The sequence below is a fragment of the Actinoplanes sp. NPDC049681 genome, from assembly GCF_044465265.1.
Lineage (GTDB): Bacteria > Actinomycetota > Actinomycetes > Mycobacteriales > Micromonosporaceae > Actinoplanes.
This window is the reverse complement of the sequence record NZ_JBITLP010000004.1, coordinates 614,647-631,728: the sequence shown is the minus strand read 5'-3', so window position 1 is coordinate 631,728 and position 17,082 is coordinate 614,647. Positions and strand designations below refer to the sequence as shown.

19 protein-coding genes and 1 pseudogene are annotated in these 17,082 nt (G+C 72.3%); 10 read left to right on the top strand and 10 right to left on the bottom strand.

All coding sequences use genetic code 11. From position 1 onward, the window contains the following. The first annotated feature begins 5 nt into the window (after nt 1-5). Nucleotides 6-851 (top strand): helix-turn-helix domain-containing protein, encoded by an 846-nt coding sequence (locus ACIBO8_RS17330; RefSeq protein ID WP_396116214.1) that lies wholly within the window; start codon nt 6-8, stop codon nt 849-851. Beyond that, nucleotides 844-1,260, top strand: coding sequence for a VOC family protein (locus ACIBO8_RS17325; RefSeq protein WP_396116213.1), 417 nt, complete (start codon nt 844-846; stop codon nt 1,258-1,260). The genes ACIBO8_RS17330 and ACIBO8_RS17325 overlap by 8 nt, the downstream gene beginning before the upstream one ends. On the opposite strand, the gene ACIBO8_RS17320 is transcribed toward ACIBO8_RS17325, so the two are convergent. The 5 genes and pseudogenes from ACIBO8_RS17320 to ACIBO8_RS17300 all read right to left on the bottom strand — a co-directional run bounded on the left by ACIBO8_RS17320 (nt 1,245) and on the right by ACIBO8_RS17300 (nt 5,917). Continuing rightward, nucleotides 1,245-1,883, bottom strand: coding sequence for a response regulator (locus ACIBO8_RS17320; protein WP_396116212.1), 639 nt, complete (start codon nt 1,881-1,883; stop codon nt 1,245-1,247). The two genes, ACIBO8_RS17325 and ACIBO8_RS17320, sit on opposite strands and share 16 nt — an antisense overlap. Next, nucleotides 1,880-3,139, bottom strand: a complete 1,260-nt coding sequence (locus tag ACIBO8_RS17315) for a sensor histidine kinase (protein WP_396116211.1) — start codon at nt 3,137-3,139, stop codon at nt 1,880-1,882. Before ACIBO8_RS17315 ends, ACIBO8_RS17320 begins: the two co-directional genes overlap by 4 nt. A gap of 6 nt (nt 3,140-3,145) precedes the next feature. Next, entirely contained in the window at nt 3,146-3,886 is a 741-nt protein-coding gene (locus tag ACIBO8_RS17310) for an ABC transporter permease (RefSeq protein ID WP_396116210.1), read from the bottom strand. A gap of 53 nt (nt 3,887-3,939) precedes the next feature. Further along, nucleotides 3,940-4,623, bottom strand: a pseudogene (locus ACIBO8_RS17305) (ABC transporter ATP-binding protein); the annotation flags it as partial. A gap of 94 nt (nt 4,624-4,717) precedes the next feature. Next, the gene (locus ACIBO8_RS17300; protein ID WP_396116209.1) at nt 4,718-5,917 is read right to left on the bottom strand and encodes a glycosyltransferase; all 1,200 of its coding nucleotides are present in this window, start codon (nt 5,915-5,917) and stop codon (nt 4,718-4,720) included. Nucleotides 5,918-6,037: 120 nt separating this feature from the next. Here ACIBO8_RS17300 and ACIBO8_RS17295 point away from each other — a divergent pair, with 120 nt between their 5' ends. Continuing rightward, entirely contained in the window at nt 6,038-6,484 is a 447-nt protein-coding gene (locus tag ACIBO8_RS17295) for an SRPBCC family protein (protein ID WP_396116208.1), read from the top strand. Then, nucleotides 6,481-7,488, top strand: coding sequence for an SDR family oxidoreductase (locus ACIBO8_RS17290; protein ID WP_396116207.1), 1,008 nt, complete (start codon nt 6,481-6,483; stop codon nt 7,486-7,488). The genes ACIBO8_RS17295 and ACIBO8_RS17290 overlap by 4 nt, the downstream gene beginning before the upstream one ends. A 6-nt stretch (nt 7,489-7,494) precedes the next feature. Here the strand turns inward: ACIBO8_RS17290 and ACIBO8_RS17285 are convergent, their stop codons facing one another. Beyond that, a complete protein-coding gene (locus tag ACIBO8_RS17285) occupies nt 7,495-9,084 on the bottom strand; it encodes a phytoene desaturase family protein (protein ID WP_396116206.1) in 1,590 nt (529 codons plus the stop codon). A gap of 89 nt (nt 9,085-9,173) precedes the next feature. On the opposite strand from ACIBO8_RS17285, the gene ACIBO8_RS17280 reads away from it, so the two are divergent. The 4 genes from ACIBO8_RS17280 to ACIBO8_RS17265 all read left to right on the top strand — a co-directional run bounded on the left by ACIBO8_RS17280 (nt 9,174) and on the right by ACIBO8_RS17265 (nt 11,227). After that, nucleotides 9,174-10,154, top strand: a complete 981-nt coding sequence (locus tag ACIBO8_RS17280; RefSeq protein ID WP_396116205.1) for a YihY/virulence factor BrkB family protein — start codon at nt 9,174-9,176, stop codon at nt 10,152-10,154. A gap of 28 nt (nt 10,155-10,182) precedes the next feature. After that, nucleotides 10,183-10,365 (top strand): hypothetical protein, encoded by a 183-nt coding sequence (locus ACIBO8_RS17275; RefSeq protein WP_396116204.1) that lies wholly within the window; start codon nt 10,183-10,185, stop codon nt 10,363-10,365. 101 nt (nt 10,366-10,466) lie between these two features. Next, on the top strand, nt 10,467-10,931 hold the full coding sequence (locus tag ACIBO8_RS17270) for an SRPBCC family protein (RefSeq protein WP_396116203.1): 465 nt from the start codon (nt 10,467-10,469) through the stop codon (nt 10,929-10,931). A 62-nt stretch (nt 10,932-10,993) separates the two neighbouring features. Next, the gene (locus ACIBO8_RS17265) at nt 10,994-11,227 is read left to right on the top strand and encodes a hypothetical protein (protein WP_396116202.1); all 234 of its coding nucleotides are present in this window, start codon (nt 10,994-10,996) and stop codon (nt 11,225-11,227) included. Nucleotides 11,228-11,282: 55 nt separating this feature from the next. On the opposite strand, the gene ACIBO8_RS17260 is transcribed toward ACIBO8_RS17265, so the two are convergent. After that, complete coding sequence (locus tag ACIBO8_RS17260) at nt 11,283-11,993, bottom strand: hypothetical protein (RefSeq protein WP_396116201.1); 711 nt, start codon at nt 11,991-11,993, stop codon at nt 11,283-11,285. Between the two features lie 394 nt (nt 11,994-12,387). On the opposite strand from ACIBO8_RS17260, the gene ACIBO8_RS17255 reads away from it, so the two are divergent. Beyond that, nucleotides 12,388-12,591: a hypothetical protein gene (locus ACIBO8_RS17255; protein WP_396116200.1), complete on the top strand. Its 204-nt coding sequence runs from the start codon at nt 12,388-12,390 to the stop codon at nt 12,589-12,591. Between the two features lie 222 nt (nt 12,592-12,813). On the opposite strand, the gene ACIBO8_RS17250 is transcribed toward ACIBO8_RS17255, so the two are convergent. Next, nucleotides 12,814-13,242, bottom strand: a complete 429-nt coding sequence (locus ACIBO8_RS17250; RefSeq protein WP_396116199.1) for a hypothetical protein — start codon at nt 13,240-13,242, stop codon at nt 12,814-12,816. Nucleotides 13,243-13,335: 93 nt separating this feature from the next. Here ACIBO8_RS17250 and ACIBO8_RS17245 point away from each other — a divergent pair, with 93 nt between their 5' ends. Further along, a complete protein-coding gene (locus ACIBO8_RS17245; RefSeq protein WP_396116198.1) occupies nt 13,336-13,692 on the top strand; it encodes a DUF6401 family natural product biosynthesis protein in 357 nt (118 codons plus the stop codon). An 83-nt stretch (nt 13,693-13,775) separates the two neighbouring features. Here the strand turns inward: ACIBO8_RS17245 and ACIBO8_RS17240 are convergent, their stop codons facing one another. Together ACIBO8_RS17240 and ACIBO8_RS17235 are read right to left on the bottom strand one after the other, a co-directional pair. Continuing rightward, nucleotides 13,776-15,713: a hypothetical protein gene (locus ACIBO8_RS17240; protein WP_396116197.1), complete on the bottom strand. Its 1,938-nt coding sequence runs from the start codon at nt 15,711-15,713 to the stop codon at nt 13,776-13,778. A gap of 180 nt (nt 15,714-15,893) precedes the next feature. Continuing rightward, nucleotides 15,894-16,970: a hypothetical protein gene (locus ACIBO8_RS17235; RefSeq protein WP_396116196.1), complete on the bottom strand. Its 1,077-nt coding sequence runs from the start codon at nt 16,968-16,970 to the stop codon at nt 15,894-15,896. Between the last annotated feature and the right edge of the window lie 112 nt (nt 16,971-17,082).

Genomic DNA, 17,082 nt, shown 5'->3' with positions numbered 1-17,082 from the left:
GGCGCATGGCCGTCGACGAGTACGTGCAGGCTCGGCCCGCGCCGGCGCTGCGGCCGTACGTGGCCCGGTACTCCGGGTACCGGCAGGCCGGGATCGCGCCGGGCACGCATCGGGGACTGCCCTCGCCCTACCTGACGCTGATCTTCACGCTGGAGGATCCGCTCGTCGTGGCGGCCCACCCGGACCCGCGGCAGGACCCGGGCCGCTACGCCGCGCTCCTCGGCGGGCTTCACCTGACGCCGGCGATGATCACTCACGACGGCTTCCAATCGGGCGTCCAGGTCGCCCTGCACCCGCTGGGGTGCAGGGCGCTGCTCGGATTGCCCGCCGGTGAGCTCGCGGCCCTCGACCTCGACGCCGGCGACGTGCTCGGTGACGCGGTCGTGGAACGGATCCGCGAGCGGCTGCGCAGCGCGGCGACCTGGCCGCAGCGGTTCGCCGCGGTGGAGGCCGAGCTCGGCCGGCGGCTGCGGCCCGGCGCCGAGACGCATTCCGGAGTGGCCTGGGCGTTCCGCCGGCTCGTCGAGACCGGCGGCGCCGCCGGCGTGGCCGCGCTGGCCCGCGAGACCGGGTGGAGCGCCCGGCACCTGACGAACCGCTTCCGCCTCGAGACCGGCCTGGGGGTCAAGGAGGCCGCCCGGGTGATCCGCTTCGACCGGGCCCGGCGCCGGTTGCGCCCCGGGATGCGCCTCGCCGAGCTGGCCGCCGACGCCGGCTACTTCGACCAGGCACACCTCGCTCGCGAGTTCCGGGCCCTCGCCGGCTGCCCGCCCTCGCGCTGGCTGGCCGAGGAGATCGGTTTCGTCCAAGCCGCGCAGGCCGTCGCCGACCACGATGGGGTGCATGACTGACTCGACCCCGCCGCCCCAGGTGTGGCCCACGCTGCGGGCCCGCGACGCCCGCGCCCTGATCCGCTTCCTCGTCGAGGCGTTCGGCTTCGAGGAGACCGCCGTGTACGGCACCGGCGACCGCGTCGACCACGCCCAGCTCAGCTGGCCCGAGGGTGGCGGCGTCATGCTCGGCTCCCAGCGCGACGACCCGGACGACCAGTGGCCGCTGCAGCCCGGCACCTTCGGCGCGTACGTGGTGACCGCCGACGTCGACGCCGTCCACGAACGGGCGCTCGCCGCGGGCGCGGAGATCGTGCGCAAGCCGTACGACACCGACTACGGCTCGCACGACCTCACCGTCCGCGACCCGGAGGGCAACCGCTGGCAGTTCGGCACCTACCGCGGAGAACCGCGTCAGGACAGGCCCTGAGCGTTGCCGAGCAGGCCGCGTTCGAAGGCGGCGGCCACGGCGGCGGCGCGGTCGCGGACACCCAGCTTCGCGTACGCGTGCAGCAGATGCGTCTTCACCGTCGCCTCGCTGATGAAGAGCCGTGACGCCGCCTCGCGGTTGCTGGACCCCCGCGCGATCAGCCCGAGCACCTCCAGCTCGCGCGGGCTCAACGGCTCCCGGGCGGGCGACCGCAGGCTGCCGATGAGCCGTCCCGCCACCGCCGGCGACAGCACCGACTCGCCCCGGTGGGCCGCGGCGACCGCCCGGAACAACTCCTGGCGCGGGGTGTCCTTGAGCAGGTAACCGGTCGCCCCGGCCTTGATCGCCGGCAGGACGTCGCCGTCCGTGTCGTACGTCGTGAGCACCAGCACGCGTGCGGCGCAGCCCTGCTCGCGCAGCTCCCGGATCGCGGTGACCCCGTCCATGCCGGGCATCCGCAGGTCCATCAGCACCACGTCCGGGTCGACGGCGCGGGCCACCGCGAGGGCCTCACGCCCGTCGGCGGCCTCGCCGCGCACCTCGAACCGGTCGTCGCCGGCGAACATGCCGCGCAGCCCGTCGCGTACCACGGGATGGTCGTCGACGATCAGCAGCCGGATCATGCGGCGGCGCCCAGCGGGATGGCCGGCACGCACACGGAGACGGCCGTACCGGCGCCCGGCTCGGACTCGATCTCGCACGTGCCCGCGATCCGCCGGACCCGCTCTTGCATGGCGGTGAGGCCGAAGCCGCCCTCCTCCCGCTCGGCGCGCGGAGCGGACGGGTCGAAGCCGGAACCGTCGTCGCGGACGTCGAGGGTCACCAGATCCTCCAGGTAGGACAGTGTCAGGGCGACGCGGCGGGCACCGGCGTGGCGGGCCACGTTCGCGAGGGCTTCCTGCGCCGTCCGCAGCAGCGTCGCCTCGATCTCGGGCAGCAGCGGCTGCACCGTACCCGTGGAGATCATCTCGGCCGCGACCCCGTGCCGCGCCGACCAGCCGTCCACCACCTCGGCCAGCGCCTGCGGCAGCGAGGCCGCGTCCAGTGGGCGCGGCCGCAGCGCCCGGACCGACCGCCGCGCCTCGGCGAGACCGTCGCGGGCGAGCTGCTTGGCGGTCTCCAGGTGCCGGTCCCGGTCGGCGGGGCGACCGGCGGCCTGACCGGCGGCCTCGAGCTGGGTGACGATCCCGGTCAGCCCCTGCGCGAGGACGTCGTGGATCTCGCCGGCCAGCCGCTGCCGCTCGTCGAGGACACCGGCCTCCCGCGCCTGGGTCACCAGCCGGGCGTGCAGCGCCGCGTTCTCCTCGAGCGCGGCGGCGAGCTTGCCGTTCGCCGCCTCGAGCTCCTGGACCAGGTCCGCGCGGCGGACATGGTGGCCCTGCGTGACGATGGCGAGGTACGTCATCGCGGTGCCGATCACCACGTTGAGCGCGATCACCACCGTGATCGTGCCCCACTGCGCCGGCACCCACGCGCCCCTGACCTGGGACACCCCCGTACAGACGCCGACGCTCGCCGCGCCCAGCAGCCGCCAGCGTCCGCGCAGCGCGTACTGCACGAAGAGGAAGCCGGTCCAGGCGAAGAAGCCGTACAGCGCGTTGGTCCAGATCAGGAGCGCGTTCAGGGCGAGCAGGCCGACGAAGAACACGGCGAGGAACCGGCGCCGCTCCCGCCAGGCCAGCAGCCACGCAACGGTGACGGTGACCGCCGCGAACGACACCTGCAGCGGCTCGCGCGGCACCTCCGCGGTGTCCCGCGCCAGCACGGCCATGACCGTCGAGGCGGCCAGGGCCACGTACGGCAGCAGCCGAAGCCGCTGGTCGAGCCTCGTCCGCCACCGGTCGGGCGCCGTAGCGAGCACCGTCGCGTCCACCAACATCGTCGTCTACTCCCAGCGGAACAGCCTGGCGGCCGCCAGACCGAACACCAGCATGTACGCCGCCAGCACCGTCAGCGACCCCCACGCTGGCCACGACCCGGTCATCGCATCGTGCACGGCGCGCTCCCCCGCACCCAGCGGTGTCAGGTCGCCGATCCGCCGCAGCACCTCGGGGAACGCCTCACGCGGCGTCCACAGCCCGGCGAAAAACATCGACGGGAAGAACAGCAGCGTACCGATGGTGTTCGCGGCCTTTCCGGACGGTGCGAGCGCCGCGACGAACAAACCGATGGCGAACGCGGCACCGGCGGTGCACAGGACTGCGATCACGAAGCCCGGGACGTGCCGGGGCAGCGGCACGCCGAAGCCGGTCCGGGCGACGACGAGAACGAGCACTATGGACGCGACCGCGGTCAGCAGGCTCGTCACCAGCTGGGCGCCGAGCAGCGCCACCGGCGGCGCCGGGGTCGTGGCGAGCCGCCGGAGGACGCCGCGCTCCCGGTACCCGGCCAGCACCATCGGCGCGACCTGGAGGGCGAGCATGGCCAGGGTGAGGATGATCGCGATGGCCGCGTACAGGTCGACGACCCGCAGGCCGCCCAGGTCCGCGTCCGGCTTCCGGAAGGCCGGCACGCTGCCGAGGATGACGACCAGCAGCGACGGGAACGCCACCGTGAAGAAGACGAGCGCCGGTTCGCGCAGGAACAGCCGGAACTCGGAGCGGGCCAGGCGGGCGAGGACGGACACGGTCACACCTCCCGGGAGCCGCGGCCAACCAGCCGGACGAAGGCCTCGTCCAGGCTCGGCCGCTCGATGCGCTGCTCGACGGCGACCCGCGCGACCAGCCCGGCCGGCGTGTCCAGGGCGACGACCCGTCCGGCGTCGATGACCGCCACCCGGTCGCAGAGCCGCTCCGCCTCCTCCATGAAGTGGGTGACCAGCACGACGGTGACCCCGCGGTCGCGGACGGCGCCGATCAGGTCCCAGGTGTCGCGGCGGGCCTGTGGGTCCAGCCCGGTGGTGAGCTCGTCGAGGATCGCGATCCGGGGGTTTCCCAGCAGCGCCAGCGCGATCGAGAGCCGTTGCTTCTGGCCGCCGGACAGCCGGCCGAAACGGGTCCGGAGCCGGCCGGTGAGGCCGAGTTCCGCGGCGAGGCCGGGCCAGCCGAGCGGGTCCGGGTAGAAGGCGGAGAAGAGCTCGAGCGCCTCGCGTACGGTCATCTTGTCGGGCAGGCGGCTCTCCTGCAGCTGCACGCCGACGAGCTGCCGCAGGGCCGGATCACGGGGGTCGCGGCCCAGCACCTCGACCTTGCCGCCGTCCGGGGAGCGCAGGCCGGCGAGGCACTCCACCGTGGTCGTCTTGCCGGCGCCGTTGGGGCCGAGGATGCCGAAGATCTCCCCCGCCTCGACGGCGAAGGAGACGTCGTCCGCGGCGAGGGTGTCCCCGTAGCGTTTGTGGAGGCGGTGGACGTCGATGACTGTCATGCCTCGAGCGTCACAGCCGGCGCCCGCCGGCGAATCGACCAGCGGGTGACGACGCGGATCAACCGGCCGGTGGATGCGGGGCGCCCGTCGGGGCCTAGGCCACGACCTCCGCCTCGTTGCTGCGCCGGCCCGAGACCGTCGCGTAGACCGAGCCGATCTGGGAGGCGACGCGCTTCCACGAGTACGCCTGACGGGCCCGGTCCAGCGCTGCCGTCGCGTACGCGAACCGCCGTACCTTGTCATTGACCAGCCGCCGCAACGCACCGCCGAGCGCGCGCGGATCGCGGGCCGGGACCAGATCGCCGGTGAGGCCGTCGACGACGGTCTCGTTGAGGCCTCCGATTGCGGTGCCGATCACCGGAACGCCGCAGGCCATGGCCTCGAGCGGCGCCAGCTCGAACTGTTCCTGCCAGGGCGCGGCGACCAGGAGGTCGGCGGAGCGGTACCAGCGCGGCATGTCGCCGGCCGGAACCCCGCCGACGAGCCGCACCCGGTCGGCGACCTTGCACTGCTCGGCGATCGCCCGCAGCTTCTTCGCCTGGGGATCGGCGGCGAGCTCCCCGGCGGGAGGACCGCCGACCACGACGCACTCCGCGCCGGGCACGTATCGCATGGCCTGGATGACGTCGCCGAAACCCTTGCGCTCCACGAGCCGGCCCACGCTCAGGATGCGCGGGCGCTCGGGGTCACGCTCGGCGGACGGACCGTCCGGCGTGAACCGTTCGCTGTCCACACCGGCCGGTACGACGGTCAGCCGGGACCGCGGCACCCCGATGCGGATCAGGCCCTGCAGCTCGTCATGGGTCTGCGCGACGACCTTGTCGACCGCGCGGCCGAGCGCCCGTTCGTAGCCGGTCCGGGAAGTGCCCGTGCCGGCCGGTTCACCCGCGGCGATCTCGTGGAACGACTGCACGACCGGGATGCCGACCTGCCGGGCCGCCGTGACGGCGGCCAGGCCGCTGGTCCAGAAGTGGGCGTGCGCGACGTCGGGCAGCCAGTCGGTGTCGTGCCAGTCCGTACGCAGCCACTGCGCGAAGTCGCCCATGTGGCGCAGCAGGACGTCGTCGGGCAGCACCCGGGCCGGGCCGGCGGGCACGTGCACCACGCTGACGCCTTCCGCCAGCGGCACGATGGCCGGGAGGTCGGGGCTGTCCCGGCGGGTGTAGACGCGTACCTCGTGGCCGAGCTCCGCCAGCGCCGTGGAGAGCTCCGCGACGTGCCGCTGCTGGGCGCCCGCGCAGGCGTCGCCGGCGGGCAGCGGGCTCGCCTGCTCGGAGATCATCGCGATGCGCACTAGGTCCTCCTCCGACAGCTTGGTTCCGGGAGAAGACCGGAGTCGAGGCTGGCGATACGCGGAGCGTCTTGCCCCTGTCCGGAAAGCGTAAACATCGCCCCGGGGGGTATGTCCCGCCCCGTGGCTATCGTGCAGCGTATCGTTCCCGCTCCCCCGGATCAGGTATTCGCGGTCCTCGCGGACGGGTGGACCTACAGCGACTGGGTCGTCGGCACCGTCCACATCCGCGACGTGGACGCCGCCTGGCCCAGTCCCGGCGCGAAACTGCATCACAAGGCCGGCCCCTGGCCGTTGTCGCTGCACGAGAGTTCCACCGTGCAGAGCTGCACGCCGGGCCGCGAGCTGACCCTCATCGCCGGGCTGTGGCCCCTCGGTGAGGCGACGGTACGGATCCAGCTCGACCCCGTCGACGGCGGGCGTACCCGGGTGACGATGGAGGAGACGTTCCGCGCCGGACCGCTGCGCTGGGTCCACACCAAGCTCAACGATCTGGTGCTGCACCGCCGCAACATCGAGTCGCTGCGACGTTTGTCGGACATCGCGACGCGGGAAAAGAGCCGGCCATGAGTCAGAATGTCGTGATCACCGGAGCCAGCGCGGGCGTGGGCCGCGCGGTGGCCGTCGCCTATGCCCGCCGCGGCGCCCGAGTGGCGCTGCTCGCCCGCGGCCGCGCCGGACTCGAGGGTGCCTCGCTGGAGGCCCGCGCGGCCGGCGCGGCGGACGTGCGTACCTACCAGGTGGACGTGTCCGACGCGGACGCCGTCCAGGAGGCCGCCGACGACATCGCCGCGGCCTGGGGCGGCATCGACGTCTGGGTCAACGACGCCATGACGTCGGTCTTCGCGCCGACCTGGGAGATCAGTCCGGCCGAGTTCCGCCGGGTCACCGAGGTCAACTACCTGGGTACGGTGCACGGAACGCTCGCCGCCCTGCGCCACATGCGCCCGGCCGGGCACGGCGCCATCGTGCAGGTCGGCTCGGCGCTGGCGTACCGGGGGATCCCGCTGCAGTCGGCGTACTGCGCGTCGAAGCACGCGATCCAGGGCTTCAACGACTCCCTGCGCGCGGAGCTGCTGCACGACGGCAACCGGATCAAGCTGTCGATGGTCCAGCTCCCGGCCGTGAACACCCCGCAGTTCTCCTGGGTTCGTACCCGCCTGCCCAACCACCCGCAGCCGGTTCCCCCGATCTACCAGCCGGAGGTCGTGGCGCGGGCCGTGCTCTTCGTGGCGGACAAGGGCAAGCGCGAGATCAACGTGGGCGGCCCCACCCTCAAGACCCGCCTCGGCAACATCGTGGCGCCGGCCTTCCTGGACCGGCTGCTGGCGAACGACAAGCGCGGCTACCAGGGACAGCAGACCGGCGAGAAGATCGACCTGTCGCAGTGGCACGACAACGTCGACAAGCCGGTGGACGAGAACCGGGACTTCGGCGCGCACGGCGTTTTCGACGACCAGAGCCGGACCAGCTCGTTCGCGTTGTGGGCGACCATGCACAAGCCGCTGGTGGCCGGGGTGCTCGGCGCCGGTCTCAGCCTCGCGGCGGCGGGCTTCCTGCGCCGCCGCCCCTGACCCGCACTACTGGTAGATCGCCCCGTTGGCGGCGCTGATCACCGCTTGGTAGGCCCGGCCGGTGAGGAAGCGGTTGCGCGCGAGCGCCGCCCGGGCCGCGTTCGCCCCCGGCGCCCCGTGCACACCGCCGCCCGGGTGCGCCGAGGCGCTCGCCAGGTACAGCCGGTCCACGGGCGTGTCCGGGCGGCCGAGCCCCGGGACCGGCCGCAGGAACAGCTGCTGGAACGCCGCGGCCGTCCCGCCACCGAGGGCGCCACCGACCAGGGACGGGTTCTCCCGCTCCATGTCGGCCGGGGAGAACACATTGCGGCCTTCCACCATTCGCCCGAAGCCGGGGGCGTGCTCCTCCAGCACCGCCTCCATCCGGGCGACGTGCGCGTCGATCTCCTGCGCCTCCCAGTGGGCGCGGTGCGGCAGATGCGTGTACGCCCACACCGACTCCGTCCCCTCCGGCGAGTGCGACGCGTCGGCCGTCGTCATCTGACCCAGCAGCAGGAACGGGTTCGGGGGCATCGAGTTCGTGGCCAGGTGCGCGGAGTACCGGGTCAGCCCGTCGAGGTCCGCACCCAGGTGCACGGTCCCCGATCCGGCCACCGCCGGGTTCTTCCAGGGCATCTTGCCGTTGACCGCCCAGTCCACCTTCACCGTCGCGCCATCCCAGCGGAAGTGCTCGAGGTCCTCGGCGAACCGGGACGGCAGCCAGCGGGCGCCGACCAGATCCAGGAACAGCACCGGGGCCGGGACGTCGGCGAGAACCGCCCGGCACGCGCGCCAGTTGCGGCCGTCGGCGCTGCGTACGCCCATCGCCTTGCCCCCGGCGACCAGCACGCGCGACACCGGGGTCTCGTAGTCGATCCGGCCGCCGCGGTCCAGCAGCCGGTCGACCAGCGCTTGGGTGATCTTCTGGGCGCCGCCGACCGGTACCGGCCAGCCGTACTGCTGACCCAGCATGGCGAGCAACCAGCCGTAGACGCCTCCCCCGGCCTCTTCCGGCGACAGGTCGGTGTGCAGGGTGCAGCCGGCAAGGGCCAGTTTCGCGCCCTCGCCCTTGAACAACTCGCCGCCCAGTTCCCGTACGGACAGCACCAGGCGCCGGGCCAGCCGCAGCGAGCCGCCGACGCGGAGCCGGCGCGCCAGCTGCAACCCCGCACGCACCGGCGGGAACGGCGTGAAGAGCACGCCCAGCATCTCGGCGGAAACGTCGCACCAATCGTCGTACGCCTGCTTCCACCGCTCGCCGTCGCCCGCCGCGAACTGCTCCATCGACGCCATGGACTTCTCGAGGTCGCGGTTCACCGTGGCGGCGCGGCCGTCGGGCAGCAGATGGGTGAGGACGTCGGGTGCGTGGGTCCACTCCAGCCCGTACGCTTGCAGGCCGAGGTCCTTCAGCACCGGCGAGGCGAAGCCCAACGGGTAGAAGGAGCTGAAGAGGTCGCTGAGATAGCCGGGCGCGGTCACATAGCCGGACCGCACCGCGCCGCCGGGTTGCGGTGTCGCCTCCAACACTTGGACGCTCCACCCCGCGTCGGCGAGCAGGTTCGCCGCTACCAGGCCGTTGTGTCCCGCACCGATGACGATCGCGTCCGCTTGCTCCACGCGCCGACCGTACCCCTTGCCGTTTGCGGCAAACCCACCCCGGGTAGTGACAAGTGCGCATGCCGTGACGGATGGGAGCCGGAGACGAGATGACAGCCGCCACGACCCGTCCGGACGCCCCTTCCCCGGCCCTGCCCAGCCGTTTCCGGCAGCTGCGCTGGTCCACGTGGCGCGGCGTGCTCTGGCGCAGCATCAACGGCTTCATCGACGACGAATGCGGCGACCTGGCGGCGGCGCTGACGTACAACGCCGTGCTGGCGGTCTTCCCGGTCGCCATCGTGGTGGTGGCGCTGGTCAATCTCGTCACCGACGGGCGCACCGCGGTGGAGACGATCCTCGGCATCCTCAAGGACCTCGGCGCCGGCTCGGTGGTCGGCAACGAGAACTTCACCGCCGTCCTGGACGCGGTCATCGTGCAGCAGAGTTCCGCGAAGGCCCTGCTCAGCTTCGGTCTCCTCGGCGCGCTGTGGTCGGCCTCCAACTTCGTCGGCGTCTTCACCCGGGCGTCCAACCGCATCTACGGGGTCAAGGAGGGCCGGCCGTTCTGGAAACTGCGGCCGCTGCAGATCGGGCTGAGCGCCGTCGCCCTGGTGCTCATGGCGATGGTGGGCACCGGGCTGGTGGTCAGCGGCCCGCTCGTCGACGCGGTCGGCAACGCCCTGCACGCCGGCAGCACCGCGCGGACGGCCTGGTCGATCGGGCGCTGGCCGGTGCTGGTGATGATCCTGATGCTGCTGCTGTCCATGCTGTTCTGGATCGCCCCGAACGTACGCCAGCCGCGCTTCCGATGGCTCACCCTCGGCGGCGCGGTCGCCCTCTTCGCGTGGGCGCTGGCCTCGTTCGGCTTCGGCCTGTACGTCGCCAACTTCGGCTCGTACGACAAGACGTACGGCAGCCTCGGCGCGATCATCGCCTTCCTGGTCTGGCTCTATCTGGCCAACTCCGCCCTCATGCTGGGCGTCGAGATCAACGCCGAGGTGCAGCGCGGCCGCCAGCTGCAGGCGGGCGAGAAGGACCCGGACCCGCCGCTGCCGCCCAAGGAACCGGCCGACGACGATCGAACGGTTTAGCCGCCGGACCGCCGGGCACCTTTTCGTTATGGAACGCGGTAGCAGCAAGCACAGCCCACGCGTCGACGACGAGATGGCCCAGGAGATCCGCGGGACCGTCCAGGGCACGGCGGGCGCGCGGGCCGAGGAATGGAAGATGGCCGAGCCCTCGGGCGAGGACCAGCCTCAGGCCAGCTTGGTGCCGGCGGGGCCGACGGCCCCGGCGCGCTGAGCCGCTTCGGCTACCGCACCGTCAGCGAGGTCTGGCGCGCGGTCAACGCGTGATCAGGCGCATCACCGTAAGGCGGGGAAACCCACAAGGAGGGAAACACCGTGAGTACAGTCACCGAGTCCGTTGACGTCAGCGTGCCGGTACGCACCGCGTACAACCAGTGGACCCAGTTCGAAGAGTTCCCCCGGTTCATGGGCGGCGTCGAGGAGATCCGCCAGCTCGACGCGACGACCACCCACTGGAAGACCAACATCGACGGCGTGAAGCGTGAGTTCGACGCCAAGATCACCGAGCAGCTGCCGGACGAACGCGTGGCCTGGACCACCACCGAGGGCAGCAAGCAGGCCGGCGTCGTCACTTTCCACCGCCTCGACGAGACCCACACCCGGGTCACCTGCCAGATGGACTTCGAGCCGGACGGCGCCCTGGAACAGGCCGGCGACAAGCTCGGCTTCCTCGACCGCCAGGTCAAGGGCGACATGAAGCGCTTCAAGGAGTTCATCGAATCGCGCGGCGGCGTCGAGACCGGCGCCTGGCGCGGCGAGGTCGACCGCCCGCAGCCGTAAGAACCCCACCATCGACGAGGCCGCCGGGATTCCGGCGGCCTTTTCGTGGGTACGCGGAAACCATGACTGATCGCGAAGACGCCGGCGTGTGGCGCGACGAGGACAAGCTCTCGGTGAAGGACCTCAGCGAGGCCATGGCCACCTGGGACACCGACGGCCAGGGCGACCCGACCGACAACGACGCCGGCCTGGAACAAGCCTTCGGGCACGGCGCACAGGTCACGTCCGAGACCGGCGAGACCGACCCCGACCGGGAGTACCGCCCGAGCACGACCGGACGCGGCGGCCCGCACTGATTCGTTTCCCCGGCCGGCGGCCGCTCGCCTCAGGCCGCCGTCCGCCCCCCTCGCGTCATCCCAGGACCGTCACGGTGCCCACCTCGGCATCGGCGTCGAGCAGGTAGCGATCTCTCGCCGTACCCCAGCCCTCCGGAGCCACGACCGCGCCCGGCGCGGCACGGACCCGGGCCGCCCACGGCACCGCGACCAGCCCCGCGCCCCCGCGAAGCCGCAGCTTGACGGCAGCGTCGGGCGGTACGGTGACGGCCAGCTCGCCGACCGACCCGGACAGGGCGATCGGCACCGGCCCGGCAGGCGCCGGAAGCCGCATGCTGACGAGCCCCGCACCGGAACCCAGCTCGAGCCGCCGCACCCGCCCAGCAGCAAGATCGAGATGCTGCTCCCCCGCCCCGGCCGGTAAGCGGATGTCCCAGCGCACGCGCCGGTTCAACTCGATCTCGACGGTGTCAGGCCCATCGGCACCGGTCGGCACGAGCCCCACCCGAACCCGGCCCGGCACCCCCGTGACCTGCGGATACAGCCCGGAGTCGGCGGGGGTGCTCACCCGGTAGAGCAGCCCCGGCAGGTCCGCCACCCGAACCTCGACGCGCGAGGCGGCATCACGGACCATGAGAAAGCCATCGGTACGCCCGTGCAACGCCCCCGCCTGCACGTGAGGTTGCGGTCCGTCATCGGGCGGCACCTGCCGGGCGCTCAACGTGGTGGCCGGCGAGCAGGCCGCCAGGGCCAGAGCCGTCGTCGCCACGACGACGGCAGCCGGCACTCGGGAGCGTCGGCGGAGGCGGCCGACGTCTTGCGCACCGGTCCTCCCACCGATCCGGTCGGGCCGCAGACAGGCGAGGAACCGGCGCCAGGGTGTGCCGGCGCGCAACAGCGGCATTTCCCCATCAAGCGTCCGGACCCGGCTTCCAGGGCGAACGCTCCGAGTAGTCACGAAAGGTATAAACGGCCGGCAAACCTCGGAAGACCCTCTGACCTGCGATGCATCCTGGGACCGCCGGACGACCTCTCCGGCCGGCAACGCGATGAGCTGCGCAAACGGCAGTCGCGTACCGCTCGTGGACCGGCGACGACGGAGCGCAGTGGGCACTATCGGACAACCCGAGATCGGCCGAAAGGGTGACGGCGAACCGCCCGAATCCGGCAACACTAGCCGGATGCGATCTGCCGGTTTCCTCTCCGAGCGTCAGCGCCGCATCGCCTGGGTGGGCTTCCTGCTCGCCGCGTTCCAGGCACCGCTGGCCGCGTCGCTCATCGATGACGCCTCATGGTTCTTCGCCGTGGTTGTGGCCCTCCTCGTCGCCACCGTGATCATCGCCGACGACGCCCAGCGTCGCCGCCCGCGCGCCGAGCTCGAGTAGAGCCGGGCACCACCGAACATCCGCGGACCGGCCGCCGAACCGAACAGGCCGGAGATCCCATCGCGAAACGCCCACCGGAGCCGGCTCCTCACCGCCGGTCCCCACGAGCGGAACGGTCCCCACGAGCGGAACGGTCCCCACGAGCGGGAAACGGCGTACCGGCGGGACCAGCGGGAAGCGGCCGTACGGGCGGCTATCAGGCGTTACCGGCGGAGATTCGGGCTAGGGCCGGGCCTCGTGACCCCTGCGCCCCTTGGTACGCCGCTGCTCCTTGAGTTCCGCCTCGTACAGGTGGCGCTTGCCCTGTGCGAGCTGGTCCCTGGCGTCCTTCTCGATGCCCTTGAACTCGGCGTAGTACAGGTCGTCGAACTCCTCGACGACCTGGAAGGTCCACCGACCCTCGATGACGTTGCGGCCGATCAGCTCGTTCTGGACCCGCTGCGCGAGCTGCTCGTGCCCCGCTTTGCGGAGCAGGTCGACCGCGTCGTCGAGCTTGAAGTCGGCCTCCCCGATCAGCTGATGCATCGAGTACAGGTGGCCGCGCACGCGTTCGATCATTTCCAGGGCTTCGCTCAGCTTGCCGAGGGCTTCGACCGTGGTGTCGTCGAGCCCTTCCGGCCTCCGGTGCTCGTTGTCGGGACCATCGCTCATGCCCGGGATCTTTCCCCGGCGGTCCGCGGTTCAACCGAGCTGCACCGATCAGGCGAACCGTTGGCTACCTCGGCGTCCCTAACGTTTCTTCCCATGAATGGCCTGTTCAGCGGCGCTGCCGCCCGTGCTGCCCTGCGTTCCGCCACCGCTTGCCTCGCCGAGCTGATGTCGTCCGTCGGCGTCACCGGCCTCGCGGCCGCGGCCCACTCTCCGGGCCTGCTGGCCGCCGTCGACCAGCACATGGCGGGCATCCGGGACAGCCTCTCGACCGACGTCCGTCCGCTCACCCCGGTGATCCTCGCCGCCTACGCCGAGGGCGTCCGCGACGCCGCCTTCAAGCACGGCTGGCGCGCCCCCGAAGGCCCGATCGACTGGAGCGCGAACGACTGGGTCCTCAACCGCCTGCTGGCGGTCTGCTCGCTCGCCCGCGAGCTGCCGCAGTCCCGCTGACGGCACTTCAAACCCGACAGGCCACCGACCGTTCTGGGCCGGCACCTCACCGAGGTGCCGGCCCTTTCTCCGTCCGGGCCCCGCTACCGTCCGCCTCGATCGCCACCCGGCGGCTTGATGATCTGGGTCTGCTCACCATCGGCCGGGTCAGGCTGGCGGGGAATCACCTGGGTCCGTTCGCCTTCGTCGCGAACCTCCTTCCACTCGACCCCACCGGCGGCCGGGCCGTCGGCATCCGAGGGCGTGAGAACGTCGGCCGTGGTGTCCGGATCGTCGTCATCGTCATCGAAGCCCGGCACCGGGTTGGAGCTGCGCCGGGATCGCCGCACCGGAATGACCTGGGTCTGCTCGCCGGCAACCGCTTCCAGGAGCTGCTGCCGCGCCGCCTCGGCACGCTCTTCCTGCTCCCGCCGCGCCGCTTCGGTCCGGCCCGCAGACGCAGGCGCCTCAGCCGCCGGTCCCTCAGCGGCCGGATCCGCCTCCGCGGCGTCCCGCCCGCCGGTCGCCCGTCGCGCCTGTTCGGCCCTGCGCGATCTCCTGGACCTACGCGTCTTCTCGCTCGGACGCGCGCCCGCCGGGCGTGCCTCCCCCGGGCCCGCCTCCGCCGGACCTGCCTGCCCCGGACCTGCCTCCGCCGGACCTGCCTCCCCCGGACCTGCCTCCGCCGGACCTGCCTCCCCCGGACCTGCCTCCCCCGGACCTGCCTCCCCCGGACCTGCCTCCCCCGGGCCCGCCTCCGCCAGCGGTGAAGGACCCGGTGGCGGAGGCGCGGCCGGCGGGAAGCCCGACGACGGAGACATCGAGGACGACGGAGCCGACGACGGAGGCGCGGGCGACCGAGTCTCCGGAGATGGGGACGAAGGAGGCGGAGACGTTGACGACGGGGAAGCCGACGGCGGACCCGCCGACGGCGGGAAGGCCGAAGGTGGAGGGCCCGCCGGTGAGGACGCCGGTGATTCGGTCGACTCCTGCGATTCCCCACCAGGGCGGGCCTGCTCGACGACTTGGGTCTCGTCGGCTTCGCGGGCCGTCGCCGCAAGCCGGGCCTCCTCTGCGAGCCGTGCTTCTTCCGCTACCCGCGCCTCCTCAGAACGGCGCGCCTCCTCCGCTCGACGAGATTCCTCGCCAGCGCGGCGGGCTTCCTCCGCTCGGTGAGCCTCCTCGTCGGCAAGCCGCGCTTCCTCAGCCCGGCGCTCGGCAAGCCGTGCCTCCTCGGCCCGGCGAGCTTCCTCCTCCGCAAGCCGCGCCTCCTCCGCACGGCGGGCCTCCTCCGCTAGCCGCGCCTCCTCCGCACGGCGGGCCTCCTCCTCCGCACGGCGGGCTTTTTCCTCGGTGTAGCTGCGGGCATGGGCTCGGATCACCGCCGACTCGGCGCTTGCGCGGTCGAGCCAGATTTCCCATCGCTGTTGCATCGGGCGCACCAGGCCGCCGCCCACTCCCACGATCACGACGCCGGCGACGGTGGCGAGGATCGCTATGAGCAGCGGTTGGGTGACCGCCGTAGCGATCTCGACCTGTTCGAGGGCAGCGATGATGCCGAGGCCCACGATCAGCCAGTAGGCCGCCTGGGCCAGGATGCGGCCGTACGCCAGACCGCCGAGCGCGCTGTCGATCAGGTCGCGGACCGCGCCGCCGATCGCTGCGGCGACCACGATGATGACGATGGCCACGAAGGCGCGGGGCAGCCAGGCGACGAGGGCGGTGAGGAGGTCGCTGACCGCGTTCGGGCCCCAGATGCCGAACGCCAGTTGGAGGGCGAAGAGCAGCACCGCGTAGAAGGCGATTTTGGCGCAGAGGTCGCTGGGCTCGACGCGGCCGCCGAGGGCGCGGCCGATCGCGCCCCGTTCGACGGCGCGGTCGAAGCCGACGCGGTGCAGGGTCTTGCGGACGACGGTCCGGGCCAGCCGGGCCAGCACGTAGCCGATGATCAAGATCGCCACGAACGCTAGGGCGGTCGGGACGAACAGCAGTACCGATCGCCACATGTCGCCGAGAGCGCCGCTCAGGTCGGAGCCGTTCATCTGGCCTCCTCGCCGGTCGGACCGGAGGTGGGCGGCCGGCGCCCACCTGAGACGAGGTTAGATCGGCGACGGTCCCTCCGCACCGGCCCGGAGCCGATGGTCAGCAGATCGCCAGGATTCGCCCGCAGGACCCAAGGAACGGGCGACCGCCCTCAGGAGGAGCAAAAGCAGCCGGCCCTCTCAGGAACAGGCGATGCCGCCGATCCGGCAGCCGCCCGGCAGCTCCGTCAGCGTCCCCTCGACCGAGAACGTGAACGTCAGGGTCTCGCCGGCTCCCACCGGCTCGCCGGTGAACGTCACCGATTCCCCGTCCTGCTCCACCCGCGCACCCGACGCGCTCACCGCGTTTCCGCCGGGCACGGTCAGTGTGACCGTCCAGTCCCGGTTCGCGATGCCGCCCGGGTTCGTGACCCGTACGGTCCCCGTGTACCCGGTCCAGCCCTCCTCGCTCTGATCAGCGGCGAAAGTCAGAACGGCTGTCGCGGGAAGCAGGCGCGGCGGGAGCGCGACCGGCCCGGTGTCCGATGGTGCGTCGCTGGTCTCGGCCGGTTCCGGCGAGGTGGGCTCGGCGGTGGCTTGGGGCCGGTCCGGCAGTCCGGGTACGGCGGGAGCCGTCGTCCCCTTCGGCACCTGCACCGGTGCGGGCGCGACCTGAGCCGCCGTGGTGGGCGCCGCCGGGGGCGTCGTCGTCGGGTCCGAGGCGGCGCCCGTCACCGGGTCGACGCCCGGCAGCACCGGTGCGAGGTTGAGCGGGCCGTCCCCGGGCGGGGCGGAGGTGGCAGCGGCGGGCGGCTGCGCGTACGTCGTGCCACCCGTGGTGTCCCAGGCCGCGTAACCGATGCCGACACCGGAGATGATCGCCAGGATCGCCGCGGACAGCACGACGGCCCGCATCCGGCTGCCCGCCGGCTCCGGCCGCACGTGCGACACGATCGGCGGCGGCTCGACCTCGGGCGCCGAGAAGAAGGTGTCGGTCGCCGCCGAGTAGACCAGCTCGGGCGCGGGTTCTTCGAAGCTGTCGTAGCCGAGATCCGGGGAGGGCTCCTCAAAGCCGGGCTCCTCAAAGCCGGGCTCCTCAAAGCCGGACTCCTCAAAGCCGGGCTCCTGGAAAGCGTGGTAGTCCGGGTAGGGCTCTTGATGAGCCGGCGCAGGCGGGTCCAGTTCGTAGACCGATGGCGGGACAGGGTCGAATTGTTGCAGCTCAGCGACGTACCCCATGACGCCGCGGCTGGGCCGGGGCCGCCACGTTTCACTCACGCGCGGCACTATAGGGGAGCCAAGATCCAAGACCGAGACCCGTTTTCGGTACGGCGGAACTACCCACCGTCACATCACACGGGGGCGGTGGGCAACGGGCACCCGCGCGTAC

Coding starts and splice junctions, on each gene's coding strand:
- ACIBO8_RS17290 (WP_396116207.1), top strand. CDS start 6,481: ATGAGTCAGAATGTCGTGATCACCGGAGCCAGCGCGGGCGTGGGCCGC.
- ACIBO8_RS17280 (WP_396116205.1), top strand. CDS start 9,174: ATGACAGCCGCCACGACCCGTCCGGACGCCCCTTCCCCGGCCCTGCCC.
- ACIBO8_RS17255 (WP_396116200.1), top strand. CDS start 12,388: ATGCGATCTGCCGGTTTCCTCTCCGAGCGTCAGCGCCGCATCGCCTGG.
- ACIBO8_RS17330 (WP_396116214.1), top strand. CDS start 6: ATGGCCGTCGACGAGTACGTGCAGGCTCGGCCCGCGCCGGCGCTGCGG.
- ACIBO8_RS17315 (WP_396116211.1), bottom strand. CDS start 3,139: ATGTTGGTGGACGCGACGGTGCTCGCTACGGCGCCCGACCGGTGGCGG.
- ACIBO8_RS17245 (WP_396116198.1), top strand. CDS start 13,336: ATGAATGGCCTGTTCAGCGGCGCTGCCGCCCGTGCTGCCCTGCGTTCC.
- ACIBO8_RS17240 (WP_396116197.1), bottom strand. CDS start 15,713: ATGAACGGCTCCGACCTGAGCGGCGCTCTCGGCGACATGTGGCGATCG.
- ACIBO8_RS17325 (WP_396116213.1), top strand. CDS start 844: ATGACTGACTCGACCCCGCCGCCCCAGGTGTGGCCCACGCTGCGGGCC.
- ACIBO8_RS17320 (WP_396116212.1), bottom strand. CDS start 1,883: ATGATCCGGCTGCTGATCGTCGACGACCATCCCGTGGTACGCGACGGG.
- ACIBO8_RS17275 (WP_396116204.1), top strand. CDS start 10,183: ATGGAACGCGGTAGCAGCAAGCACAGCCCACGCGTCGACGACGAGATG.
- ACIBO8_RS17265 (WP_396116202.1), top strand. CDS start 10,994: ATGACTGATCGCGAAGACGCCGGCGTGTGGCGCGACGAGGACAAGCTC.
- ACIBO8_RS17250 (WP_396116199.1), bottom strand. CDS start 13,242: ATGAGCGATGGTCCCGACAACGAGCACCGGAGGCCGGAAGGGCTCGAC.